Raw genomic sequence first — 23,846 nt, 5'->3', positions numbered from 1 at the left:
GGAGAGTGTGGGACGATGGTGACGAACGAGACCGTGATGGCCGCCCTCGCGACGGTCGCCGACCCGGCGGGCGGCAACCTCGCCTCGCGCGGCCGGATCCGATCGCTTGTGATCATGGAGAGCCGCGTCGGGTTCGCGATCGCGGTGGGCGACGACGAGCGGACGGCCTTCGAGGCGACGCGGCAGGCGGCCGAGGACGCGGTGCGCGCGCTCCCCGGCGTCGAGAAGGTGCTGGCAGCGGTGGTGAGCGAGAACGACGCGCCGCCGGCCGAGGCGCCGGCCGCCGACAAAGGCGGCCTCATGGACCGCGCGCGCCGCTTCGCCGGGCGCCTCTCGCAGCGCGAGGGCGGGCCGGCCCCGTCACCCGCCGCGCCGGCTACGGCTGCGGCGCGTCCGGCGGCGCGCCACGGAGCGGCGCAGGCGCCGGCGCAGCGGGCGGCGGATTTTTCAGGCGTGAAGCGCGTCATCGCGGTCGGGTCCGGCAAGGGCGGCGTCGGCAAGTCCACGGTGTCGATCAACCTCGCGGTGTCGCTCGCCGCGCTCGGCTGGCGGGTCGGGCTTCTCGATGCCGACATATATGGGCCGTCCGTGCCGACGCTGGTCGGCGCGGTCCACCGCAAGCCGAAGAACGAGGGCGGCCTCGTGCCGATCGAGGTGCACGGCATCAAGTTGATGTCGATCGGCTTCCTCGTCGAGCCCGAGAAAGCGGTGATCTGGCGCGGGCCGATGGCGACCGGCGCGCTCTCCCAGCTCATGCGCGAGACGCAGTGGGGCGAACTCGACTGCCTCCTCATCGACATGCCGCCGGGGACGGGGGACATTCAGATCTCCCTTGCCCAGCAGACGCCGCTGACCGGCGCCGTCATCGTGACGACGCCGCAGGATCTCTCCCTCATCGACGTGCGCAAGGCCGCGCAGATGTTCGCCACCGTCAACGTCCCGATCCTCGGCATCGTGGAGAATATGGCGACGTTCGTGTGCCCCTGCTGCGGCACCGAGACGGCGATCTTCGGCGAAGGGGGCGGTGAGCGGGAGGCAGAGACGCGTGGCGTGCCCTTCCTCGGCCGCGTGCCGCTGACGATGGCGATCCGCGAGGCGTCGGATGCGGGGCGGCCGGTGGCTCTCGACGTGCAGTCGAAGCCGAGCGAGGCCTATGCGGAGATCGCCGCGAACCTCGTGTCCGTGCTGGACGAAGGTGACCAGCGCCCATTCCCGCGCATCGTGTTCGAGTGAGGCGTCAGGCGATCATGCGCTGACGCAGGAAGAAGCTGAGGATCAGCGCGATCGTTGCGCCCACGATCATCACGACGAGCATCGGCCAGCGCGCATCGTCGAAGAAATGCGCGTCGGAGACGAGGCCGACCGTGATGCTGGCAATAGCGCCGCTGCCGATCTGGAAGGCGCCGGCGAGGCCCGAAGCGGTGCCGGCAAGGTGTGGGCGCACGCTGACCGCTCCGGCCACCGCGTTCGGCAGGGCGAAGCCGTTGCCGATGCCGACGACGAGCATCGGTGCGAAGAGGGACATCGGGGCGATGATGTCGAGCCCGGCGCACACCAGCGCGCTCACGACGCCGATGAAGGCGATGAAGTTGCCAATAACCACCATCCGCACCAGGCCGATCCGCTCGCCGAAGCGGCCGGTGACGAAGGTTCCGAGCACGTATCCTGACAAGACGAAGATGAAATAGAGCCCGTATTGCGTGGCCGTCAGATGGAAGACGCCGCTCGAGACGAAGATGCCGCCGGCGACGAACGCGAAGAACGAGACGCACAGGAAGGCGAGCGTCGTCGCGAAAAGCCAGAAATGGGGGAGCGACAGCAGCTCTTTCAGTTCACGCGCCCAGCGGCGGAAGGCGCCCTGGCGCGAGGTCGGAAAATGCGTCTCGCCGAGCTTCAGGATCGACATGATGAGGGCGACGAGGCCGAACGCCGTCATCAGCCCGAAGATGTATCGCCAGGAGGAGACCTCCGCGATGAAGCCGCCGAAAGCGGGCGTCACCATCGGCGCGATCGCCATGCCCATCGTCACATAGCCGATGAGGGAGGCGGACGCGTTGGTGCCGTGCACGTCGCGGATGATGGCGCGCGACAGGGCAAGGCCCGCGCAGCTGCCGACCGCCTGGATGACGCGGCCGAGGATCAGGATCTGGATCGTGGGCGCGAAGAAGCAGAGCGCGCTGCCGACGAGGAAGACGGCGATGCCGCCGATGAGGATCGGGCGGCGGCCGTAGATGTCGCTCACCGGGCCGACGGCGAGCTGGCCGAGGGCGGTTGCCGCGAGGAAAACGGAGAGGGTGAGTTGGATCGCCGAGGTGGAGGTGGCGAGGTCGGCCCGCATCTGCGCCATGGCGGGCAGATACATGTTCATCGCCGTCGGCTGGATCATCGAGACGAGGATGAGGAGCGGAAGCGGCGCCACCGCGGCGTCGATCGACTGCCGCGGCATCGACGGATCGGACAGAAGAGCCGGATGTGGAGACGCGGTGGATCTCGCCGAGACCGAGGATGTCTCTTGGAGCGAGTTCATGCGCATGGGCGACTTCTAAACGTCATCGATGGCCGAACAAGTTATACTAGTTTTAACGCCGCAACTATTTAATCTATTTGTATAGTGCGGACGCGGATCCATTGGCGTGCATTTCGTTATTCTGTCACTGAAGTAGCATCAGTGCAATCAGAAGCTATAAGGACTTTTTCTCGCCGGCACAATCGAAACGCGCACCGTCGGGCGCGTTTCAGCCGCCGGTCGTCGACATGTGCCGCGAGACGGCCGGGCGCGCGTTGCGGCGCTCGATCACGAAATCGTGCCCCTTCGGCTTGATGAACATGCCGTGGTCGATCGCCTTGTGGAGGGCCTCGTTGCCCTCAGACTGACGCAACGGCTCCCGAAGGTCCACCGCGTGGTCCTGGCCGAGGCACAGGAAGAGGGTGCCCGTGCAGGTGAGGCGCACGCGATTGCAGCTCTCGCAGAAATTGTGCGTCAGCGGGGTGATGAAGCCGACGCGCCCGCCCGTCTCCTCGACGCGCACATAGCGGGCGGGGCCGCCGGTGGAGTCGGGAAGGTCGGTGAGGGTGAACTGCTCCTCGAGACCGCGGCGCACGGCGCTCAGCGGCAGATATTGATCGGTCCGGTCCGCCTCGATCTCGCCGAGCGGCATCGTCTCGATGAGGGTGAGGTCGTGCCCGTTCGCGTGGCAGAAGCGCAGCATCGGCACGATTTCGTGCGCGTTGGCGTCCTTCAGCGCGACCATGTTGATCTTCACCTTGAGGCCAGCGGCCTGCGCGGCCTCGATCCCCTCCATGACCTTCGGAAGTTCGCCCCAGCGGGTGATGGCTTTGAAGGTGTCGGGATCCAGCGTGTCGAGGGAGACATTGACCCGCTTCACGCCGCAATCGGCGAGGCCCTTGGCGTATTTGGCGAGCTGGGAGCCGTTGGTGGTCAGCGTCAGCTCGTCGAGATCGCCGCTCTCAAGGTGCCGCGAGAGGCCCTCGAAGAGGGTCATCACGTTGCGCCGCACCAGCGGTTCGCCCCCGGTGATGCGCAATTTGCGCACCCCGCGCTCCACGAAGGCGGAGGCGACGCGGTCGAGCTCCTCCAGCGTCAGCAGATCGCGTTTCGGCAGGAACGACATGTGCTCCGCCATGCAGTAGACACAGCGGAAGTCGCACCTGTCCGTCACGGAGATGCGCAGATAGCGGATCGTTCGGCCAAATGTGTCCTGCAGCGGTGCGGTCATCGTGCTCTCAATGCTACCCCTTCATCATATGGGTTCGGGGTGCCGGTTTGCATCCCGTCAGTCTAAGACGCGAGGGAGTCGCAATGCAAAGAGTCTTGTCATGGCCGGAAGAGCTGCGGATCGCGGCCGACCGGACCGAGATGAGCGTCCTCTATCCGGACGGGACGCGGCATGACCTGCCGGCGGAGTTCCTGCGCGTCCTCACCCCCTCGGCCGAGCGCAAGGGGCACGGCACGCCGATGGTGGTGGGCGGCAAGGCGGCCGTGAAGATCGCGGACGTGCGCCAGGTCGGCCGCTACGCGGTGCGCATCGTGTTCGATGACGGGCACGATAGCGGCCTCTACACGCTCGCCTATCTCGACGAGCTCGGCACCGACCGCGAGCGCCTCTGGTCGCAATATCTCGACGATCTCGCCCGCCATGGCCTCACCCGCGACAAGCCGGGCGTCGCGGCGCTCCACTAGGGGCGCGACCGGGGTTGGCCTCGGACGGGTTCCGGCGTTCAATCGGCGTCCGACGAACCGGACCGCCGCGGAGCCATGCCTTGATCGAGACCGACCGCCTTCTCCTGCGGCCCGCGCGCCTTGCCGACGTCCCCGCGATCTTCACCTTTCTCGGCGATCCGGCGGCGATGCGGCACACCCACGTGGACGCGACGCTCGCCGCCTGCCGCCGCCGCGTCGCGGTCCACGAGTGGCGCCGCCGCGTCGACGGCTACGCGCCCTGGACGGTGATCGCGAAGGAGAACGGGCGGATCATCGGCTGGGGCGGACTCTATGACGACCCGTTCGATCCGGGCTGGGGCTGCGAGGTCGGCTACTTCTTCCACCCCGACGCGTGGGGGCGGGGCTATGCGTCCGAGCTGGTGCGCGCGGCGCTCCGCGAGGCCGACACGCGGCACGGGCTCGCCGAGGTCCGCGCCTTCGCCCATCCCGACAATGGCGGCTCCCGGCGCGTTCTGGAGAAGGCGGGCTTCAGGACGGTCCGCTTCGTGCCGGAGATGGACCGCTTTCTCTTCTCCCGCGCGCGGCACGGGCGGGAGATCGCGGCCTAGGCTCCGGCCGGAAGGGAGAGGAGAGACGATGGACGTCGAGGCCTTCCGTGACCTCGTCCTCGCGTTCGAGGGCGTGACGGAGTCGCCCCATTTCGAGAGGCGCGCCTTCCGCGCGCGGCGCAATTTCGCGACGCTCGGCGAAGACGGCTCGCTCAACGTCCTCCTGACGCCGGAGGAGCAGGCTTTCTATGTCGACGCGCACCCGGCGGTGCTGTCGCCGGTGCCGAACAAATGGGGCGCGCGCGGCTGGACGCGGCTCGCGCTCGACAAGGCGGACGCGGCCCTGGTCGAGCATCTGATGCGGGCGGCCTGGGCGGGCTCGCGGTAGGGCAACCGCGGGCGCTCAGGCGAGGAGGGCGCGGATGCGCGCGGCGTCTTTCGCCTCGGCCGGGTTGAAGACGACGAGGCTGAGGTCGGGCCGTCCGTCGACGGCGAAGCTCGAATATTCGAGCGCGATCGGCCCCGCGACGGGGTGATGCACGCGCTTGGTGCCCGGCCCGAAATCGAGGACGTCGCTCGCGCGCCACATCGCCTCGAATTCCGGGCTGATGGCGGTGAGCTCGGCGACGAGCGCCTCGACCTCGCCGACCGCGCCGGCCCGCGCGGCATCGGCCCGGAAGGCGGCGACCACGAAGCGCGCGACGCTGTCCCAATCCTCCTGCGCGGCGCGCACGCGCGCATTCGCGAACATGAGGCGCAGAACGTTGCGCTCCTGGCGCGGCAGGGCGCCATAGTCGGTGAGGACGGCCGCCGCCGCCCGGTTCCACGCCACGACATCCCACGTCGCCGTCCGCACGATCGCGGGCGCGATCTCCAGCGCGTCGAGGAGCCGCTGGAGGCGCGGGGTCACGGTGTCGACGGCCCGGTAGCGCGCCTCGGGCGGGTGGCCGAGGGCGAGCATGAAGAGGTGCTCGCGCTCCGTGTCCGTAAGGAGGAGGCCCCGCGCGATGCGGTTCAGCACGTCGGGCGAGGGCGCGCCGCCGCGCCCCTGTTCCAGCCACGTGTACCAGGTGGGGCTGATATTGGCGCGCTGGGCGACCTCCTCGCGCCTGAGGCCCGGCGTGCGGCGCCGCGCCGTCGGGAAGCCGAAGGCGGCCGGGTCGAGCCGGGCGCGCCGGTCCCTCAGGAACGCGCCGAGCGGGTTGGGGGTCTGGCTCATGGCGAAGGGGGTACCGCGTATACTAGGATAAAGTCACGACTTTAACCGGATATGGTGCGTCCGACATGGCCTCTCCAAGACCATCGGAGACAAGTCATGCGCGTTTTCCTCACCGGAGCCACCGGCTTCATCGGCTCCCGCCTCGTTCCGGAGCTGCTATCCGCCGGCCACCAGGTTCTCGGCCTCACCCGGTCCGATCGGGGCGCGACGGCGCTCGCCGCCATCGGGGCGGAGCCTTTTCGCGGCGACATCGACGATCTCGACGGGCTGGCGCAGGGCGCCGCCCGATGCGAGGGCGTGATCCACACCGCATTCGACCACGATTTCAGCCGCTACATCGAAAATTGCGAGCGGGACCGGCGGGCCATCGCCGCGCTCGGCGCCGCCCTCGAAGGCTCGGACCGGCCCCTCGTCATCACGTCCATCACGGCGATGGGGGCGGTGCGGCCGGGCGTCCCGGCGACGGAGGATGTCTATGACGGCGCGAGCCATCACCCGCGCGCCGCATCGGAGCAGGCGATGGAGGCGCTCGCCGCGCGAGGCCTGAACGTCTCGGCGGTCCGCCTTTCCCAGATCCACGACACCACGGCGCAGGGGCTGGTGACGCCCTATATCGCGCACGCTCGCGCGGCTGGCATGGCCGCCTATGCCGGAGAGGGGCGCAACGGCTGGTCGGCGGCGCATGTCGGCGACACCGTCCGCCTCTTCCGCCTCGCCCTGGAGCGGGCGGAGGCGGGGGCGCGCTATCACGCGACGGCGGAGACGGGCATCGCCTTCCGCGACATCGCGGAGGCGGTGGGGCGGCGTTTCGCCCTCCCGGCGCGCGCGCTCGCGGCCGAGGAGGCGGTGGGCCATTTCGGCTGGCTCGCCCCGTTCGTCGCCGCCGACATGTCCGCATCGAGCGCGCTCACCGCGGCGCGTCTCGGGTGGCGGCCCGTGGGTCCTGGGCTGCTCGCGGATATCGCCGGGATCGCCTGAGGCGGCCTCGCCCTCAGCCGAGGAGGGCGAGATGCTCCACGAGGATCATCGCGCCGATGGCGAAGAGGGCGATGCCCGCGAGGATCTCGGCGAGGCGGCCGAGCCGTGCGCCGATCAGCCGGCCGAGCAGCATCCCGCCAGAGGACATCAGGAAGGTCGTGAGGCCGATCGCCGCCGCGATCACCACGATGTTCACGTTGAGGAAGGCGAGCGAGACGCCGACGGCCATGGCGTCGAGGCTCGTGCCGACGGCGGTCGCGATCAGGATGAGGAGCGAGTGGCTGGTCGGGGCGGCGGCGGCCTCGTCCCGGCCTCCGCGCGCGTTCCACAGCATGTGGAGGCCGACGCCGGCGAGGAGGGCGAACGCGATCCAGTGGTCGACCGCGGCGACATACTGGCTCGCCGCCACCCCCGCGGCCCATCCGAGCACCGGGGTGAGCGCCTCGACGAGGCCGAACACGACGCCCGTCCGCAGCGCCTCGGCAAATCTCGGGCGACCGATCGCGGCGCCACGGCCGACCGATACGGCGAAGGCGTCGACGGACATGCTGACCGCGAGGACTGCGATCCCGATAGGTGACATGGCGTGACTTTCGACCAGAGACAACAAAACAGCCCACCCGCTTGCGCGAGAGGGCGGAGAAAGACTTGCCGGGTCGAGAACGATTTGTTGGCGGCGTTTCGCTCTTCCAACGCATGTCTGTCGATATCGTCCCACGCGGCGCGGTAACGAATCCCGATCGCCATCACATAGTGTGCGATGAGCGTGCGGTCAAATCTTCAAAATACTTGAGAGTGGTTCTGCGTTTCAGTCGCAACTGGCTATTCGGAAGATCGTAAATGCTTGTGGCGGAGCGTTACTGTCGATTGCGCGTCTATCGCTTCAGAATGTCCGACGGGTCGGGCAGGGCGGTGGAGAAGCGGGCGAGGACGGCCTCGGTGTAGGCCTCGCGCGCCTTGCGCGTCTCCTCGGCCCGCCATTCGGCCAGCACGCGCTCGCGCACGCTGGCGAGCGGCGGCAGCGTACCCTCGCGCCGCTCGCCGAGGCGCACGATGTGGCGTCCATAGGCGCTCTCGACGGGGCCGGACCAGGCGCCGGGGGAGAGATGGGCGACGCGCGTCCCGAAGCCGCCGCCGAACACCTGCTCGACCGCGGGCTCGGCCATCGCGTCGATGCGGGCGGGGAGGAGCGCGCTCGTCGTGAGGGTGACGGGATCGGCGCCGTCCTCCAGCGCCGCGGTCGCGGCCGCGACCTCGCCCGCGCTGCTGCCGGCGGGGAGGAGGATCTGCTCGAAGGAGAGGCGTCCGGGCCGCGTGAACCGCGCCGCGTTCTCCCGGTAGAAGGCTTCGAGCGTCGCCTCGTCGGCCGGCGCCTCGGGGGCGGCGGCCTCGGCGAGGAAGATCATCTTCTGGCGCAGGCGGTTGCGGATCGCGGGGTCGCCCTTGTCGAGCCCCAGCGCCAGCGCCTCGCGCACCAACGCCTCCTCGATCGCCCAGTCGCGCATCATGCCCGCGAGCTCGGCCTCGCTCGGAAGGCGGTTCCACGCCGCCGCGAACTCCGCGACGAGCCGGCGCGCGTCCGCGTCGGAGAGTTCCAGCCGGTCGCCGCCTGCGTCCGCCTCCTCGGCGGCGGGGTTCATGAGGGCGTAGGCGAGGAAGACGAGGCCCCCCGCCGCGAAGAAGTGGAGGAGGGGCGATGCGAGGATCGGCCGGAGCTTCAAGACGGCCCGCCCGCGTGATCGGCCGGGCGCGGGCGCGCCGCTGCCCGCCGCGTCGCCGGCCGCCCCTCGCGCCGACGATCCTGGAGCCGCGCTCGCGCCGCGGCCCCGCTGCCGGAGGTCGGTGCCACGCCCGTCCCCGTCAGTTCGGCGAATACCAGATCGGCGAGGTGTAGGCCCGCTCGACGACCTTCATCGGCACCTCGGGCGCGAAGTTCGCGTCCTTGAAGTAGGCGGCGTCATAGGCCGTCCAGCGCGGCGTCGGGATCTCGAGGACGCGGGCATAGTAGAAGGCCTTCAGCGCCGGGTCGAAATCGGGATCGCTCCACACGGTGATGAGCTCGGGCCCGCCGATCGTGTTCGTCCAGGTCGCCTCTTCCACGTTCACCGTGTCGCCGACCGGCGGCAGCTTGCCGTCCGCGCCGGGGGTGCGGTCGCCAGACCAGACGACGTCGTAGATCTTCTCCTGCATGCCGCCGTCGGCGTCGACCCAGCCCTTGATGATCTGGATGCGGTCGAGATTGCCCGAGAGCGGGTCCTTGAGTGCGGCGACGAGGAAGCTCGGCGCGCCCGCCCCGTCCGGCGCCGGCGGCAGGTCGCCGCCCATCGGAACGCCCTTGCCGTAGCCGACAGTGCCCGGATTGCGGCCGAGCGCGTCGTCGGGCACGAACTCCCAGCCGCCGAAGAAGCGCACGAAGATGCGCGTGCCGGTGGTCCCGTAGACCTCCTTGCGCTTCATCGCGTCCCAGATCGAGGCGCGGGTGTTCTCCTGCGCCCACACCGCGGTGAGGCCGGAGGCGCCGAGCTGCCAGTCCTTGATGATGCGCCCCTCGAAATCGAAGGCGTTGCCGGTGGAGCGCTCCGGCCCCGGCTCGCTCGCCGGGAACTTGCCGAAGAAGTTGTTCTCCTCGGTGGAGGAGATGCCGGTGTGATCGTCCGTCGAGCCGAGGAGGCCGAACTTGAAGGGGTTGGTGCCGAGCTCGTCCTCGAGCTTCAGGCCGCGCTTCAACGCCTCGCGCGCGTATTCGTACTGGATCATGCCGGGCGTCTTCGGCACGACGTTGAGGTTGCCCTTGTCCCAGATCTCGAAGTTCGCGAACTCGTCGGCGGGAGCGAGGGAGGGGTGCTGCTCGGAGGTGCCCTTGCTCTGCGTCACCTCGTAGAGCGGCTCGAAGCGCGCGCGCATCGCGGCCCATTGCGCGTCGATCGGCTTGCCGTCCGGCGTCTCCGTCGCGAACATCAGCCCGTTCGAGAGGTTGCCGTTGTGCGGCACCGCGAGGAGACGCCCGCCGGTCTCCTCCTCGAAGTTCGCCATCCAGTCCCACAATTTGTTCGGGATGTCGGTGTCGAACGTCGTCAGCGGACGGACCCGGTCGGCGATCGCCTTGTCGTCGCGATAGATCACGTTGCGGTGGAGGTTGTTGCCGCCGCCATAATTCGACGTCCACTCGTAGCCGATGAGCGCCGTGAAGTGGCCCGGATCATTGTGGCTCTCGACGATCTTGGTCATCTCACGCCACATGTCGAACTGGGTGTTCGGATCCGTGACGGCCTTGGGGAGCTTGCCCTGGCCCTGGAGGGTGATCATGTCGATCACCACCGCGGCGGCCGCCTCGCCGCCTTGCTTCATCCCGTCGTGCCACCTCTTGAGGACGGGGTCGGTGAGGAGGGCGGGGTCGCCCTCATAGACGTTGGCGATGACGCCGAGCGAATCGGAATGGTCGGCCACCACCATCCAGTCATAGGGGCGGGAGAGGCGGACGGGCTGATTGGTGGAGGAGACGATCTCCTCGCCCTTGGCGTAGCGCAGCGCCTCGTCCGGACCGACGCGCGTGCCGCCGGCGAAGGCGTCGGGCGACCATGAGGTGTGGAGGTGCTGTTCGCCCCAGAGTGGCCGCGTCGGGAAATTGCGGCCGGCATAGGGGGAGTAGCCGGGCTGGTTGAAGAAGCGCTGGATCTTCGCCGGATCGATGGTCCCGGCGTCGGTGGTGACCTGGGCGAGCGCGGAGCCGGCGAAGAGGCAACCGGCGAGCGTGAGGGAAAGGCGGCCGATGGGGTGCGTCATCTCACAACCTCCGACGGGCAGACTGGGAATCTGCCTCATTATAAAAAGTCGGCGACGGGCGCGGCGCGCGCGTCCGATGGTGGAGACAATATAGCACGGGGCCCCGCTGCAACATCGCGGCATTGTTGTGGCCGGCGCGGGCGCGTTGGCGAACAGCCCTTTGAAAACCAAGCCATGCGCCACGCGAGGGCCTTGACGCCACACATTCGAACTGCCAAATAGCCCACCTCGACGGGGCGGGGCAGCGCCCGGTCCGCAGAACCTTACCGTGTTCTGCCGGCCAGGCCGCCAAAGACGCAGGCAGTCCGCACCGTTCTTGGGGGATAGTTTAACGGTAGAACAGCGGACTCTGACTCCGTTAGTCGAGGTTCGAATCCTCGTCCCCCAGCCACATAAGCAAGAGCTAGTAATTTCAACGACTTAACCCAAGTGCGCGGGCGGCAAGTGTAGCACCCGCGTATAGCGCTTTGTGCCGTCAGAACGGCGTCAGTGACACCCGTCAGGAGGTCGTTTCCGTCGTGCTCGGTCGAGCTCTTGGCCTTCGCCAAAAGGCCCTGACCCGGAGGGACGAGGCGCGCGGCGTCAGGCTCAGCGCATATCGGGATCCGATCATGGCGGAAGCGTTTGTTGCCGGTGGAACAGTTGGGACACCGGGAATGATTTCCGCGAAGTTGCGTCTTCACAATAGTCGCAACGAAGGGGCTCTCGGAGCTGTTGTTGCTCTGTTCACCCTTCGCAACCCGAATGGGTTTTTTTGACGAATTCATTTAATACTAAAGATCAATAATTAGAGTTCAATGCTCATATGGCACGGTGCCCGTGCCATGTTTACCTGTATTTTGGAAGTTTCGTTGCAATGCTATTTCGTGCGCTGCTCAAAGGTCCGATATTGGCCACGTACGGTGATCGTCACTGTGATCGCGCGTTCCGTCCTGTTGCTCCAGGTCCAGCCGTGCTCCCCTGCAAACACCGCTGTAAATGAGCCTGCCTTCTGCGGGATTCCGTGCCCCCTCCCGTATGGCAATGTGCGATTGCCGTTCCGGCCGGTGAGATCGTAGACAAGGCTGCCACCTGAAGCGCGTCACGCGAATTCGACGGCTGCGCCTTCATCCATCACCAGAGTCACCATGCCAGCGGCTCCAGGTGATAGCGGGACCTCGACCGTCTGCGCGCGCATGATCGCCGGTTCGATCATGTCGGCGGGGGTGCCAGTGGGAGGCGTTTCATCCGCGGTCGCCAATGGATCCTTGTCCACCACGTCAGGGGACATCCCGGACGTCTCTGGATCGGGATCGTTCAAGACAAGGTCGAACGGCTGGCCCGTCTCCAGCTCCCATAGCGTTCGGCTTCAGCCTGCGCGATCCGGTCGGCTTCTGCCTCGGCGGCAAGAGCGACCTTTACTTCCCCCATCTCAGTCAGACCGAGGAGATCGCCGACACCGGTCGGATCGACGCCATACTCGGCTGGGAGCACCAGTGTCAGAACGACCAAAACCGCCCCGAAGAAGGCGAACAGCGTGGAGCGCACGAGCTCTCTCGTTGTTGGCAGTTCGTCTGGGCGGGGTGGACGAGCGTTGTGCATGGTTCTCAACCGATCACGAAGTAGCCGGCGAATTGGGTGAGGACGAGCACGAACCCGGCACTCATTATTGCGACGTTGGCTGAGTAAGCGTGGCGCCAGAAGGAAGTCGATCGGCGCCACCATCCCATCATGACGCGGATCACTGAAAGGGCGGCGATCTGACCGAGTTCGACCCCGGCGTTGAACGCGAGGAGATTGGCAGAGAGCCCGTCTGGCGAGAGGTCGAATCCCTGGATCTTGGTCGTCAGGCCGAGACCGTGGAGAAGCCAAAAAAATGAACGACAAGGCTGGGAGCGGATGAGTGCCGATAGGGTGGCAGCACCTCTCTCAGTGCTCTGTCCTCCCATTCCGCTGCCGTTCCATGGGGCAGGGACTTGCTCTAACCCCTCCAGGGGGATAGGTACAAGCCATGACAGACACAGTGACCGACGAGTCCTCGCGGGTCGACGCCGGCTCGGGACATCGCCATGAAACGCATCCCGACATCATCAAACGGCTCAAGCGGGCCGACGGGCACCTGCGCAGCATCATCGAGATGATCGAGAGCGAGCGTGCTTGCCTCGACATCGCCCAGCAGCTCCACGCGGTCGAGAAGGCCGTCTGCGAGGCCAAACGCGTCCTGATCCGGGATCATATCGACCACTGTTTGGACGAGGCGGTCGGCAGCACCGGCCGGGACCAGCGCCGCACGCTGGATGAGTTTAAGGCGATCACGAAATACCTGTGAGGCGTCCATGCCCGCGTTGGCGGAGTTGCTGAGCCAGGACGCGAGCCACGCCTGGCCGTTGTTCCGAGCGCGGTGGTGCTCGTCGCGCTTCACGGTCTGGAGCCGCTTCATTCGAAAGACGATCGTCGCGGCGTTCATGATCGCGATCCGCGGGGACGTTGCGCAGATTGTGATGCTCGGTGTCGCGGCCACGATATTTCCAAGGCTCATCGCCGAGGTGCTGGCGCTGGCGGCATGTGTCCGCCGACGATTTGCGGATCGCAAAGTCAAACGTTGGCAGATCGACCGGATCGGCCCTGCGGGCGGGCTGAGTTCATAGCCGACGGCTGTCTCGCGCCACCCGACACTATCTCCGAACCCCAACTTTCGAGCTCACATGCTGTCCGTCCTCGCAAACCGCACCTACCGACACATGTTCGCCGCTCAGGTGCTCTCCCTCCTGGGGACGGGTCTGACGACCGTCGCGCTCGGTTTGCTTGCCTATGACCTCGCCGGTGGCGACGCCGGACGGGTTCTCGGCACCGCGCTCGCGATCAAGATGGTCGCCTATGTCGGGATCGCCCCGATCGCCGCCGCGCTCGCCGGTGCCGTGCCACGCCGTGCTTTCCTCGTCACCCTAGACGTCGTGCGGGCCGGGATGGTGGCGTTGCTGCCGTTCGTGACCGAGGTCTGGCAGATCTACGTCCTGGTCTTCGCGTTCCAGAGTTGCTCGGCTGCCTTCACGCCGACATTCCAGGCGACAATCCCGGATGTCCTGCCCGACGAAGCGGAATACACCAAGGCACTTTCCCTCTCGCGCCTTGCCTACGATCTGGAATCGCTCGTCTCGCCAATGGTCGCGGGAGCACTCCTGGTCGTGACGAGCTTCCACTGGCTCTTCCTCGGCAACGCCATCGGATTTCTCGCTTCGGCGGCGCTCGTGGTCTCGGTCGCGCTGCCTGCAATCACGGGCCGAGGCACACCACGGCCATTCGTGCAGCGGCTGACGCGAGGCAGTTGGATCTACCTTCGAACGCCACGGTTGCGCGGGCTCTTCGCGCTCTCGTTCGCGGTCGCCGCGGCCGGGTCGATGGTGATCGTCAACACCGTGGTCGTGGTCAAGGAGATGCTGGGCCAGACCGACCGCGAGGTTGCCTTCGCCTTCGCTGCCTACGGGCTCGGCTCGATGCTCATTGCGCTCGCGCTTCCCCGTATCGTCGCGCCTGACCAAGGCGCGCCACGCCTTACGGCCCGCACTGCGATGCTCCTCGGCGCCGGACTTCTACCCATTGCGCTGGTCTTTGTGAGCCTGTCTCCCGGGATGGCAGGAATTCTCGCCTTGTGGGCCGTGATCGGAGCCGGTTCCTCCTTGGTGGGCACACCGTCAGGTCTCTTGCTGCGACGGTCCTCGCATGCCGAAGACCGTCCGGCGCTCTTCGCGGCGCAGTTCGCATTGTCGCACGCCTGCTGGCTCGTCACCTATCCCACGGCGGGCTGGCTCGGCGCGGCTATCGGCATCGGCCCAACCGCGCTCGTCCTCGCGATGGGCGCGGCCATAGGCGCGCTTGGGGCGGCCTTCCTGTGGCCTCGCCACGATCCGGAGATTGTCGAGCACACGCACGAAGAGCTCGAACATGAGCACGCCGACCCTGACGCGCTCCATCATGACCTGTCTGCGCCGCGGATACATCGCCACGCGGCGATTCGGCATGCCCATGTCTTCGTCATCGACGATCATCATCGGGTGTACCCGCGCGAGGGGCGGTGACACCGTCGGAACCACTCATTTACCATGCGACAGTAGGCTGGCTCCGATACACCAAGCTCGTGCACCTGCGGCCGCAATCGGGCACGCCCATTCGAGAGCAGGCTTCGCCGGGGGGCTTGCGGAATACACGCCGAGGCTTGAGGACGTGTCATTCGCGGATGTCCGCACGCCTTTGGAATATTCGGCACCGATTGGGACGGGGAGCGTAGCGCGTTGGACCAGCTGACCGGACTCAGCCTCAGAGCGACGGGGACGATCGAAAGATTGTTCCCGCATCTGCGGGCTTTGCCTCTGGTCATTCTGTTCGCGGTTCTCCTCACCTCGGTTGCGCCGCAAATCGTGACGCACATCGACCTGGTGCCTGACGTGTCCTCTGATGTGCTGCGGCACGGCCATTCCCATGGCAGCGACGACGGCGCCATCGACTGGCCCGAACACGCCGTCACCGACCACGAGCATCACCTGTACGTCCTGACGGGGCACGATGCCGCCACCAGTCTGCCATTCCGCTCCAGGCCGGTCCCTCGGGCAAATTTTGACGCGCACAGCGTGATCCGGGACGGACCGCGGCGGCCTCCAAGGCTCGGCTGAACGAAACGCAGCGCCCAAAGGGGCACGACCTGTTCCGTTCAGTCACAAGGATTCAACATGCTCAACCTTCCGCTCGCGCGGCGGGGATGGGGTGCGCCGCACGGACGCGCGTTCCTCCTTCTCGTCCTCGCGTTCCTGACGGTCCTGTGGGCCGACGCCGCGACCGCGCACGGTGTCACGCTCGGCGACAAAGGCTATATTCAGGAGATCTCAGGAGTTCACATTCTCCCGTTCCTGTACCTCGGTGCCAAGCACATGGTCACCGGGTACGATCACATCCTCTTTCTCTTTGGCGTGATCTTCTTTCTCTACGGCTTCAAACAGATCTCGACCTACGTCTCATTGTTCGCCATCGGCCATTCGACCACGATGCTTGCCGGCGTCTGGTTCGACATCAGCATCAACGGCTACATCATCGATGCGATCATCGGCCTCTCGGTGGTGTACAAGGCGCTCGACAATCTCGGCGCTTTTCCGCTGTGGTTCGGTTTTGAGCCGTCGACCAAGGCCGCCACGCTGATTTTCGGCTTTCTGCATGGCTTCGGCCTGGCGGCGAAGATCCTCGACTACGGCATCTCGGACGACGGGCTCCTCGCCAACCTCATCGCGTTCAGTTTCGGTGTCGAGATCGGGCAACTGCTCGCGCTGTCCGCGATCCTCATCGTCATGAGCCGATGGCGCGTGTCGCCGTCCTTCGCGCGGCAGGCCTATGCCGCAAACGTCATTCTGATGATGTTGGGATTCGGCCTGATCGGCTTCCAGATCTCGAACTATTTTCTCGCCCCCGTTGCGGCCTGACCGGGAGACAACCATGCGCAACAGCGATATCCGTGGCCCCGGTCTCCGCACCGATGACCGGCCCCAGCGCACTCGCTCCGGACGACGACCGGTGGGCGCCGAGCCTCGCCGAGAGCCGCAATATGATTCAGACTGGAATGAGGAAATTGCGGAGGCCCGTCGGCGACGTCCGCAAGCCGGCGCCGGTCATATCAAGGGCGTCGAGGCAACGCCTGGCGGCCTTTTGAAGTCGACCCTTCTGGCCATGGCCGGTGCGACGGTCATCATCGTCGGCTTCTACCTTCCCGCGGAGTACGGGATCGATCCGACGGGCGTCGGCAGCATCACCGGGCTCACGACCATGGGCGAGATCAAGCAGCAGCTGTATGCCGAGGCGGCCGCGGAAACCGCGGCGACAGCGTCGCCCGGCCCACAAATCCTGGACCGGCTCGACGCGATCGAGGCGCAGGTCTCCGCGATCGCAAACAACGCTGGGGTCTGGACACGGGCGGACCTCGACGTTCCTCAGGTTGGCACGCCGGCGCCAGAGGAAGAGGCCGTGGCGGTCACCGCAGCGCCTCTCCCTGTCGCGGCACCGGCACCTCCGGTGGCAACCGAACAAAGCCTCCCATCGGCCTGGCGCGACGAGGTCAGCTACACTCTCGCCCCGACTGAAGGGATCGAGGTGAAGCTCGTCATGGACGAAGGCGCGAGGGCGGAGTTCGAATGGACCGCGAATGGCGGCGTCCTCAACTATGACACCCACGGTGACGGAGGCGGTCAGAACATCACGTATGAGCGTGGTCGCGGCGAGCCGTCACAGTCTGGCGAACTGGTGGCCGCCTTTCGCGGCAATCACGGCTGGTTCTGGCGCAATCGAACGAGCGAGCCGGTCACGATGACACTGCGCACGCGCGGTCAGTACGCTTCGATGAAGCTGCCCTGACTCGACGGAGGCGAGTCGCGCTGGCAATGCGCGGCTCGCCGCAACGATTGCGCCCGTTCAGCCATCGCTGAGGTCGCCAAACGGTGGTAAATGCCGAAGGCCGTTGGAGGAAGGATGGGTCCAGAGGGATCGACCCGACGAGAAGATTCAGCGGCGCACCGCCTGACTTGATGTTTCCAGCTTTGCGAAGCCAACCCGTGGTCGAGGGCGTCCATCATCTCCACCTTCCGCGAGAGCATCGCATCCGTGAAAGTGTATCGGAAGCTGTAGAGTGGCGAGCTTCCTCGATCCGTCCCTGCTGTGAATGCCTAGCGCTCGGAGGTGGTCGAGGAAGTCGTCGGAAACCTTCGTCCCCAGGGTCCTCGGGAATCGGGCTTCAGATCGCCGAACACTTGTCGCTGGCCGGATCTTGCGGCCACGAACGCTTCAAATCCCAGGTTCAGAAGATCGTGGTGGACGGGGATGATCGGTGCCCGGAGAGGTGAGCTCGCGCAGCTTGGTGCGGCGGATGGACAACCGTTCGATGGGTGCGCGCCAGACTTGCTTCTTCCCGCCGAATGCCTCCCGGAGGTCGAGCGGACACGCTCGGCGTGACTTTGCATGTCCCGACCGCAGATGCTTCTTTGCTCATCGGCACTCCGCAAACCAAAGTCCTTCCACGAAATGCGCCAGTGCGCTTTCGGGCGGCCGGCGAGGCGCTTCGCCATGCCCATATCCCAGCGAACGCGGTTCCCCATTCCCCACTTGCGAGCGCGATACAACAAAGATCATAGTGGGCGCTGCGGCGGCCGAATCTTCGGCCGGACGCCAAATTCATGAGGCATGCTGCGGTGAATTCGCGGCTGACTTCGTGACCATAACAACGACACGGGAAGGACAACGCGTGACAACCAAGGACAATAATATCAATCGCCGCCGTTTCCTGCGCAACGCGAGCCTCACGGCCGGCGCCGCCGGTGGCGCTCTCGCCGGGCTTGGCGGTGACCCGCGCACCATGATGGCGATGGCCCAGGAAATGGGCCGCTCCGAGAAGCCGCTGAAGGCCGCCTTCTCCAATGCCGGCCTGCAGGCCACCTGGTGCGCCCAGGGCAAGGCCGCCGCCGAAGCCTGGGGCAAGCTCTACAATGTCGACGTGACCTGGTTCGACGGCGAACTCGCCGCCCCGAAGCAGCGCAGCGCCGTCGACACCATGTCGACCCAGGACTGGGATTTCGTCGCGATCCAGGCCTTCGGCATCGGCACGCTCACCGATCCGGTGAAGCGGATGATCGACAAGGGCATCCCCGTCATCGACATGGACACGCTGATCGCCCCGCTGGAGCAGATCGACGTCCACTCCTTCCTCGCCCCGGACAACGAGTTCATGGGCGCCTCCGTGACGCGCGCGATCGTGGACGCGATGGGCGGCTCGGGCGGCATCGTCATGACCCAGGGCGCCCTCGGCCACACCGGCGCACAGGGCCGTGCCCGCGGCTTCCACAGCGTCGTCGACGCGATGCCGGACATCGAGGTGCTCGACGAGCAGCCGGCCGACTGGGACGTCACCAAGGCGACGCGCATCTGGGACAGCCTGCTCACCAAGTATGGCGACAAGATCAAGGGCGCCTTCTTCCACAATGACGACATGGCGCTCGCCGCGCAGAACATCATGAAGGCGCGCGGCCGCGACGACATCATCGTCGGCGGCGTCGACGCGATGCCCCCCGCGGTGGAAGCCGTCATCGACGGTCGCATGCACGCGACGGTCCGCAACCCCTCCTGCCGCATCCATGGGGGTGCGATCGTCGCCGGCGTCGCGGCGGTCCTCACCGGCGAGGCGACTGGCGAGGGGATCCCGAAGCACGTGATCACCGACGGTCCCGTCGTCACCAAGGCGAACGCGCCCGGCATGCTCTGGATGCAGAATCACTTCCTGATCTGAGGATGATCGAGGCACAATCCGATCGGCCGGCGCAGTCTGCAGCGGCCGATCCCGTTCTCGAGCTCGCAGGCATCTCGAAGAGCTTCGGCGGCGTGCGCGCGCTGTCGAATGTCGACTTCACCCTCCGTGCCGGCGAGATCCATGCGCTCGTCGGCGAGAACGGCGCGGGCAAGTCCACGCTGATGAAGATCATCGCCGGCGTCCACACCGCGGACGAGGGGGAGATCTTCGTGCGCGGCGAGAAGAAGGTGTTCCGCTCCGCCCGCGACGCGCGCGATGCGGGGGTGGGGATGGTCCACCAGGAGCTCAGCGTCGCGCGTGACCTCACCGTCGCCGAGAATGTCTTTCTCGGCGCGCAGCCGGTCACGCGCTTCGGCCTCGTCGACTGGCGCGCCATGGTCGAGGAGGCGGGCCGCCTCCTCAAGCGCCTGGGCCTCGAGATCGATCCGCGCCAGCGCCTCGGCGACCTGCCGGTCGGGCTTCAGCAGCTGGTGGAGCTCGCCCGCGTCCTCTTCTCGGACGCGAAGGTCATCATCCTCGACGAGCCGACCTCGGCGCTCTCTCCGCCCGAGATCGCCCGCCTCTTCGATGTGCTCGGCAAGCTGAAGGGGGAGGAGGGGCGCAGCTTCGTCTTCATCTCCCACTTCCTGGAGGATGTCCTCCAGGTCGCGGACCGGGTGACGGTCATGCGCAACGGGGAGCGGGTCGCGACCGAGCACGCGGCCGCGATCGACAAGGGCTGGATCATCCAGAAGATGATCGGCGCCGACCATGGTGCGCTCGAAGCCATGTACACCGGCGCCGTCACGATGGCGCCGCGGCCGACCGCCGGCCCCGTGCTCGCGGTGGAGAATCTCTCCAGCGGCTCGGCCTTCTCGGACGTGACCTTCTCCGTCGCACCCGGTGAGGTGCTCGGCGTCTACGGCTTCATGGGGTGCGGCCAGCTCGAGCTCGCCCGCGCCCTCTTCGGCAAGATCGCCCCCGACACGGGGCGCATCGCCGTCGACGGCGCGCCCTGCCGCTTCGGGTCGACTGCGAGCGCCAAGTCGAAGGGGCTCGCCTTCGTGCCGGAGAGCCGCGCGCAGATGCTGTTCGCCGACCAGCCGGTCTTCACGAACATGTCGATCAGCGTGCTCGACATGCTCGACCGGATCTGGCTCCGGCCCGATCGCGAGCGGGAGATCGCGCGCGGGCACGTCGCGACGCTCGGCGTGCGGCCGGCCAACGAGCTCGCGCGGCTGCGCACCCTGTCCGGCGGCAACCAGCAGAAGGTGGCGCTCGGCCGGTGGATGACCCGGCTGCCGCGCATTTTGATCTTGTGCGAACCGACGCGAGGAATGGACGTCGGCGCGAAGGAGGACGTGGTGAGGATCGTCAAGGGGTTGAGCGCCAAGGGGGTCGCCGTCGTCGTGATGTCGACCGAGCCGGAGACCGTGCTCTCGCTCGCGACGCGGGTGATCGTCATGCGGAAGGGCCGCATCGTGGACGAGTTCTGCGACCGCAAGGCCGCCAAAGACGATCTGTTGGCCGCAGCATGAGCACAGGCGATCTGACGGCCCGGCGCTCCTCGGGCGTGCGCGGCTTTTTCGTCAGCAGGATGCGCGAGATCGCGCCGCTCGCGACGCTCTTCTTCCTCGTCGTGATGTTCGCGGTGCTGAGCCCGTCCTTCTCGACCACCGACAACGCATGGAACATCCTGCGCCAGATCTCGATCACCGCGATCATGGCGACGGGGCTGACCTTCGTCCTCCTGTGCGGTGAGATCGACCTCTCCTTCGCCGCGGTGGCGAACGCGGCCGGCATCGTGGTGGCCTTCTTCACGACGCAGGAAGCGTACGTGAACATCGCGAACATCCCGCTGCCGGGCCTCTTCGCGATCATCCTCGCGATCCTGACGGCGTGCGGGCTCGGCCTCCTCAACGCCATCGGCCTCACGGTGATCGGGATTCCGTCCTTCATCATCACGCTTGCGATGATGCAGATCGCGGCGGGTATCTCGGCCCTCCTGGTGCGCGGCCAGATCGCCTACCAGGTGCCCGACCTCGTGCGCGAGCTCGGCGCCGGTTACATCTGGGGGATCCCCTGGATCGTGATCGTCGCGCTCGTCTTCCTCGCGGTCGCGCACATCATCCTCACCTACACGCGGTTCGGCCGGTACGTGTACATGGTGGGCGGCAACCGCGAGGCGGCGGAATATTCGGGCGTGAACGTGCGCCTGATCCTCGGCGCGGTGATGGTGATCTGCGCGTTCTGCTCCGGCATCGCCGGGATGCTCGGCGTCGCCTATTTCGGCTCGGCCCAGCAGAACGAGTTCGACACCTATCTCCTCGACGCGATCGCGGCGGTCGTCCTCGGCGGCACGAGCCTCTTCGGCGGGCGCGGGGGCATCCCCTACACGATCATCGGTCTCCTGGTGCTCGGCGTCCTCAACAACGGGCTCGACCATATCGACATCGACTCGTTCCTGAAGATCCTGATCCGCGGCCTCATCCTGCTCGCGGCGCTGATCATCAACGTCTACGCCCAGCGGCTGACGGTGCAGCGATAGGACAATCGCGGGCGCTGGCTGCGCCCGCGATCTCCGCCGAGGTCGGTGCCGTGGAGGGCGTCAGATCCAGGGCTTGTTGTCGAAGATCCGCACGAGCCCGATCGCGCCCATGATGCCGAGATAGACGCCCGCGACGAACAGGATCGCGAGGCCGATATAGATGATCGCGAGGATGACGCCGATCACCCACATCAGCGCGAACCACCAAAAGACGCGGATCGCCCCGTCGAAGTGGGACTGCATCGGGTCGGTCGAGCGCCGGTCGCGCCACAGATAGGCGAGGATGACGCCGATCACCGCCGGGAACTGGAAGAGCGCGGTGATGAGGTAGAACCCCCACACGATCTTGATGCGGGTGTCGATGCTTGTGCCTTGTGTCGCGCTCACGGCCTGTCTCCTTCTCGCCCCGTGGACCCTAGAGCACGTCCCACTCAAGTGGAATCACTTGAGCGGGAAAAACGTGCTCGCGATCAATGAGATAGAGCATCTTCTCTGCGCTCGTCTGAGCGCAGGATGCTCCAGCGCGCCGATCGCGGGGGGCAACACGGTCGATGACCGCCCCGCGAGCGGATTGACGCGGCCCCGGCTTCATCCAGCCAGCACCTTACCCAGCGCCACGCGCGCATGGTCCACGAACGTGCGCACCTTGGCGGAGGCCTCGCGGCCTTCGGCGCGCAGGATGTAGACGGGGAGTTCGGGCGGCGTCGCGTGGTCGAGGACGGTCACGAGCGCGCCGGAGGCGAGGTCGTCGACGATCTGGTAGGAGAGGACGCGCGTGAGGCCCCAGCCGAGCCGGGCGGCGGCGATCGCGGCGTCGATCGTGCTGACGCGCAGGCGCGGGGTGAAGGCCACCGTCTCCTTCCCGAAGACCCATTCGTTCGCGGCATTCATGGGGCTCGCGGTGACGATCTGGTGGCGGGCGAGGTCGGCGATGGCTTCCGGCCGGCCGTGGCGGGCCAGATAGTCCGGTGCGGCGCACACGATGCGGCGGACCGCCCCCACCCGCGTTGCGTAGAGGCGCGAATCGGGGATCGGGCCGATCCGGATCGCGACGTCGAAGCCCTCCTCGACGAGGTTGGTGACGCGGTCGAGGAAGACGGCGTCGACCGAGACATCGGGGTAGGTGTCGAGGAAACCCGTCAGCACCGGGACGACGTGGAGCTGGCCGAACCGGGTCGGGGCCGTGATGCGGAGCCGGCCGGAGGGCTGGCCGTGGCTGCCGAGCGCTTCCTCCTCGGCCGCGACGATCGCGGCAAGCACGTCCCGGCAGCGGGCGAGATAGAGCGTGCCGGCGTCGGTGAGGCGCAGCGATCGCGTCGTGCGGGTGAAGAGGCGCACGCCGAGCCGTCCCTCGAGCGCGTTCACCGCGCGCGTGACGGCCGGCGCGCTCATCCCCGTCGCGCGCGCGGCGCTCGCGAGGCTGCCCCCGTCCGCCACCGCGACGAAGATCTCCATGGCGCGAAGCCTGTCCATCCGATCCCCCAAGCGCCGACTGGCGTGGAGATTACCGTCACTCAGTGAAAGAGTGAATGGCAGAACGCGATCATTCCGTTCGTCATTCGATGGAGCCATCTGTCGGCCACCGGCCAGCGCCGGTCGTTCCGATCCCCGGAAGGAGGCTCCCATCATGGCCATCAGTCCCGCGAGCGATGTCGCGTTCAGCCCGTCCGTGAAGGCGGTGCAGACGGCGAAGGGCTCCCGCAAAGCCTATGCGGCGATGGAGGCGCGGGACGGGTGGAGCCGCACGATCGACGATCGTCTCGGCGCCTTCCTCGCCGCGACCCGGAGCGCGTTCCTCGCGACCGCGAGCGCCGACGGCCAGCCCTACATCCAGCATCGCGGCGGCCCGGCCGGCTTCCTCAAGGTGCTCGACGACAGGACGATCGGCTTCGCGGACCTCGCCGGGAACCGCCAATATATTTCGATGGGGAACGCGGCCGAGAACCCGAAGGCCCAGCTCTTCCTGATCGACTATCTCCACCGCCAGCGCATCAAAATCTGGGGCACGCTCTCCGTCGTCGAGGACGACCCCGATCTCATCGCCCGCCTGACGCCGCCCGAGATCGCGGACGGCACGTATCGCGCCCGCGTCGAGCGCGCCTTCATCTTCAGCGTCACCGCCTGGGACGTGAACTGCCAGCAGCACATCCCCCAGCGCTTCGACGCGGAGGACGTCGCCCGCGCGCTCACCGCGCGGGACGAGAAGATCGCGGCGCTCGAGCGCGAGCTCGCGGTCCTCAACGAAAAGATCTGGCTGAAAGAGGGCTGCGCCGGGGCGGGCGACGACTGACCCGCGG

Annotated in this window: 26 protein-coding genes and 1 tRNA gene; 16 read left to right on the top strand and 11 right to left on the bottom strand. The window is 67.0% G+C overall.

Annotation, left to right across the window (positions count from 1 at the left end; translation table 11 throughout):
• The first annotated feature begins 15 nt into the window (after positions 1-15).
• Complete coding sequence (locus DBV35_RS31305) at positions 16-1,233, top strand: Mrp/NBP35 family ATP-binding protein (protein ID WP_108661468.1); 1,218 nt, start codon at positions 16-18, stop codon at positions 1,231-1,233.
• Positions 1,234-1,237: 4 nt separating this feature from the next.
• Here the strand turns inward: DBV35_RS31305 and DBV35_RS16855 are convergent, their stop codons facing one another.
• Complete coding sequence (locus DBV35_RS16855) at positions 1,238-2,446, bottom strand: multidrug effflux MFS transporter (RefSeq protein WP_157961808.1); 1,209 nt, start codon at positions 2,444-2,446, stop codon at positions 1,238-1,240.
• Between the two features lie 289 nt (positions 2,447-2,735).
• The gene (moaA, locus tag DBV35_RS16850; RefSeq protein WP_108661466.1) at positions 2,736-3,737 is read right to left on the bottom strand and encodes a GTP 3',8-cyclase MoaA; all 1,002 of its coding nucleotides are present in this window, start codon (positions 3,735-3,737) and stop codon (positions 2,736-2,738) included.
• A gap of 83 nt (positions 3,738-3,820) precedes the next feature.
• Here moaA and DBV35_RS16845 point away from each other — a divergent pair, with 83 nt between their 5' ends.
• From DBV35_RS16845 to DBV35_RS16835, 3 genes are all read left to right on the top strand, one after another.
• On the top strand, positions 3,821-4,201 hold the full coding sequence (locus DBV35_RS16845) for a gamma-butyrobetaine hydroxylase family protein (RefSeq protein ID WP_108661465.1): 381 nt from the start codon (positions 3,821-3,823) through the stop codon (positions 4,199-4,201).
• A gap of 80 nt (positions 4,202-4,281) precedes the next feature.
• Positions 4,282-4,791, top strand: a complete 510-nt coding sequence (locus tag DBV35_RS16840; RefSeq protein ID WP_108661464.1) for a GNAT family N-acetyltransferase — start codon at positions 4,282-4,284, stop codon at positions 4,789-4,791.
• A 28-nt stretch (positions 4,792-4,819) separates the two neighbouring features.
• Positions 4,820-5,119 (top strand): MmcQ/YjbR family DNA-binding protein, encoded by a 300-nt coding sequence (locus DBV35_RS16835; RefSeq protein ID WP_108661463.1) that lies wholly within the window; start codon positions 4,820-4,822, stop codon positions 5,117-5,119.
• A 15-nt stretch (positions 5,120-5,134) separates the two neighbouring features.
• Here the strand turns inward: DBV35_RS16835 and DBV35_RS16830 are convergent, their stop codons facing one another.
• Positions 5,135-5,950, bottom strand: a complete 816-nt coding sequence (locus DBV35_RS16830; protein WP_108661462.1) for a helix-turn-helix transcriptional regulator — start codon at positions 5,948-5,950, stop codon at positions 5,135-5,137.
• Between the two features lie 96 nt (positions 5,951-6,046).
• On the opposite strand from DBV35_RS16830, the gene DBV35_RS16825 reads away from it, so the two are divergent.
• Complete coding sequence (locus tag DBV35_RS16825) at positions 6,047-6,928, top strand: SDR family oxidoreductase (protein ID WP_108661461.1); 882 nt, start codon at positions 6,047-6,049, stop codon at positions 6,926-6,928.
• Between the two features lie 13 nt (positions 6,929-6,941).
• Here DBV35_RS16825 and DBV35_RS16820 read toward each other — a convergent pair whose 3' ends face one another.
• From DBV35_RS16820 to DBV35_RS16810, 3 genes are all read right to left on the bottom strand, one after another.
• Positions 6,942-7,511, bottom strand: coding sequence for a manganese efflux pump MntP (locus tag DBV35_RS16820; RefSeq protein WP_108661460.1), 570 nt, complete (start codon positions 7,509-7,511; stop codon positions 6,942-6,944).
• A gap of 292 nt (positions 7,512-7,803) precedes the next feature.
• A complete protein-coding gene (locus DBV35_RS16815) occupies positions 7,804-8,649 on the bottom strand; it encodes a peptidyl-prolyl cis-trans isomerase (RefSeq protein ID WP_108661459.1) in 846 nt (281 codons plus the stop codon).
• 139 nt (positions 8,650-8,788) lie between these two features.
• Positions 8,789-10,711, bottom strand: coding sequence for a DUF3604 domain-containing protein (locus DBV35_RS16810; protein ID WP_108661458.1), 1,923 nt, complete (start codon positions 10,709-10,711; stop codon positions 8,789-8,791).
• Positions 10,712-11,028: 317 nt separating this feature from the next.
• On the opposite strand from DBV35_RS16810, the gene DBV35_RS16805 reads away from it, so the two are divergent.
• A tRNA-Gln gene (locus tag DBV35_RS16805) sits at positions 11,029-11,102 on the top strand.
• Between the two features lie 690 nt (positions 11,103-11,792).
• Here DBV35_RS16805 and DBV35_RS16800 read toward each other — a convergent pair.
• From DBV35_RS16800 to DBV35_RS16790, 3 genes are read right to left on the bottom strand one after another with little or no spacing between them, the layout of a single operon-like run.
• A complete protein-coding gene (locus DBV35_RS16800; protein ID WP_157961807.1) occupies positions 11,793-12,011 on the bottom strand; it encodes a hypothetical protein in 219 nt (72 codons plus the stop codon).
• Positions 12,008-12,238, bottom strand: a complete 231-nt coding sequence (locus DBV35_RS16795) for a hypothetical protein (RefSeq protein ID WP_108661456.1) — start codon at positions 12,236-12,238, stop codon at positions 12,008-12,010. Before DBV35_RS16795 ends, DBV35_RS16800 begins: the two co-directional genes overlap by 4 nt.
• A gap of 59 nt (positions 12,239-12,297) precedes the next feature.
• Positions 12,298-12,639 carry a HupE/UreJ family protein gene (locus DBV35_RS16790; protein WP_108661455.1) on the bottom strand — a complete coding sequence of 114 codons (342 nt, stop codon included), beginning with the start codon at positions 12,637-12,639 and terminating at the stop codon, positions 12,298-12,300.
• A gap of 62 nt (positions 12,640-12,701) precedes the next feature.
• Between DBV35_RS16790 and DBV35_RS16785 the strand changes: the two genes are divergently transcribed.
• The 9 genes from DBV35_RS16785 to DBV35_RS16745 all read left to right on the top strand — a co-directional run bounded on the left by DBV35_RS16785 (position 12,702) and on the right by DBV35_RS16745 (position 21,549).
• A complete protein-coding gene (locus DBV35_RS16785) occupies positions 12,702-13,019 on the top strand; it encodes a metal-sensing transcriptional repressor (RefSeq protein WP_108661454.1) in 318 nt (105 codons plus the stop codon).
• A gap of 7 nt (positions 13,020-13,026) precedes the next feature.
• On the top strand, positions 13,027-13,338 hold the full coding sequence (locus DBV35_RS31300) for a hypothetical protein (RefSeq protein WP_108661453.1): 312 nt from the start codon (positions 13,027-13,029) through the stop codon (positions 13,336-13,338).
• 57 nt (positions 13,339-13,395) lie between these two features.
• Positions 13,396-14,766 carry an MFS transporter gene (locus DBV35_RS16775; protein ID WP_108661452.1) on the top strand — a complete coding sequence of 457 codons (1,371 nt, stop codon included), beginning with the start codon at positions 13,396-13,398 and terminating at the stop codon, positions 14,764-14,766.
• Between the two features lie 213 nt (positions 14,767-14,979).
• Positions 14,980-15,357: a hypothetical protein gene (locus DBV35_RS16770; protein ID WP_108661451.1), complete on the top strand. Its 378-nt coding sequence runs from the start codon at positions 14,980-14,982 to the stop codon at positions 15,355-15,357.
• A 57-nt stretch (positions 15,358-15,414) separates the two neighbouring features.
• Positions 15,415-16,155 carry a HupE/UreJ family protein gene (locus DBV35_RS16765; protein WP_108661450.1) on the top strand — a complete coding sequence of 247 codons (741 nt, stop codon included), beginning with the start codon at positions 15,415-15,417 and terminating at the stop codon, positions 16,153-16,155.
• 13 nt (positions 16,156-16,168) lie between these two features.
• Positions 16,169-17,080, top strand: a complete 912-nt coding sequence (locus DBV35_RS16760) for a hypothetical protein (RefSeq protein ID WP_342752375.1) — start codon at positions 16,169-16,171, stop codon at positions 17,078-17,080.
• Between the two features lie 883 nt (positions 17,081-17,963).
• The gene (locus DBV35_RS16755) at positions 17,964-19,001 is read left to right on the top strand and encodes a sugar ABC transporter substrate-binding protein (RefSeq protein ID WP_205648712.1); all 1,038 of its coding nucleotides are present in this window, start codon (positions 17,964-17,966) and stop codon (positions 18,999-19,001) included.
• A gap of 2 nt (positions 19,002-19,003) precedes the next feature.
• Positions 19,004-20,539, top strand: coding sequence for a sugar ABC transporter ATP-binding protein (locus DBV35_RS16750; protein ID WP_108661449.1), 1,536 nt, complete (start codon positions 19,004-19,006; stop codon positions 20,537-20,539).
• Positions 20,536-21,549 carry an ABC transporter permease gene (locus tag DBV35_RS16745; RefSeq protein WP_108661448.1) on the top strand — a complete coding sequence of 338 codons (1,014 nt, stop codon included), beginning with the start codon at positions 20,536-20,538 and terminating at the stop codon, positions 21,547-21,549. The genes DBV35_RS16750 and DBV35_RS16745 overlap by 4 nt, the downstream gene beginning before the upstream one ends.
• A 60-nt stretch (positions 21,550-21,609) precedes the next feature.
• Here the strand turns inward: DBV35_RS16745 and DBV35_RS16740 are convergent, their stop codons facing one another.
• The gene (locus DBV35_RS16740) at positions 21,610-21,936 is read right to left on the bottom strand and encodes a DUF4870 family protein (RefSeq protein ID WP_108661447.1); all 327 of its coding nucleotides are present in this window, start codon (positions 21,934-21,936) and stop codon (positions 21,610-21,612) included.
• A 201-nt stretch (positions 21,937-22,137) separates the two neighbouring features.
• Positions 22,138-23,022: a LysR family transcriptional regulator gene (locus DBV35_RS16735; RefSeq protein WP_108661446.1), complete on the bottom strand. Its 885-nt coding sequence runs from the start codon at positions 23,020-23,022 to the stop codon at positions 22,138-22,140.
• Positions 23,023-23,176: 154 nt separating this feature from the next.
• On the opposite strand from DBV35_RS16735, the gene DBV35_RS16730 reads away from it, so the two are divergent.
• Positions 23,177-23,839: a pyridoxamine 5'-phosphate oxidase family protein gene (locus tag DBV35_RS16730; RefSeq protein WP_108661445.1), complete on the top strand. Its 663-nt coding sequence runs from the start codon at positions 23,177-23,179 to the stop codon at positions 23,837-23,839.
• Positions 23,840-23,846: the final 7 nt, after the last annotated feature.

It is taken from the genome of Acuticoccus kandeliae, assembly GCF_003073115.1.
This window is presented reverse-complemented; position numbering and strand designations above follow the sequence as displayed.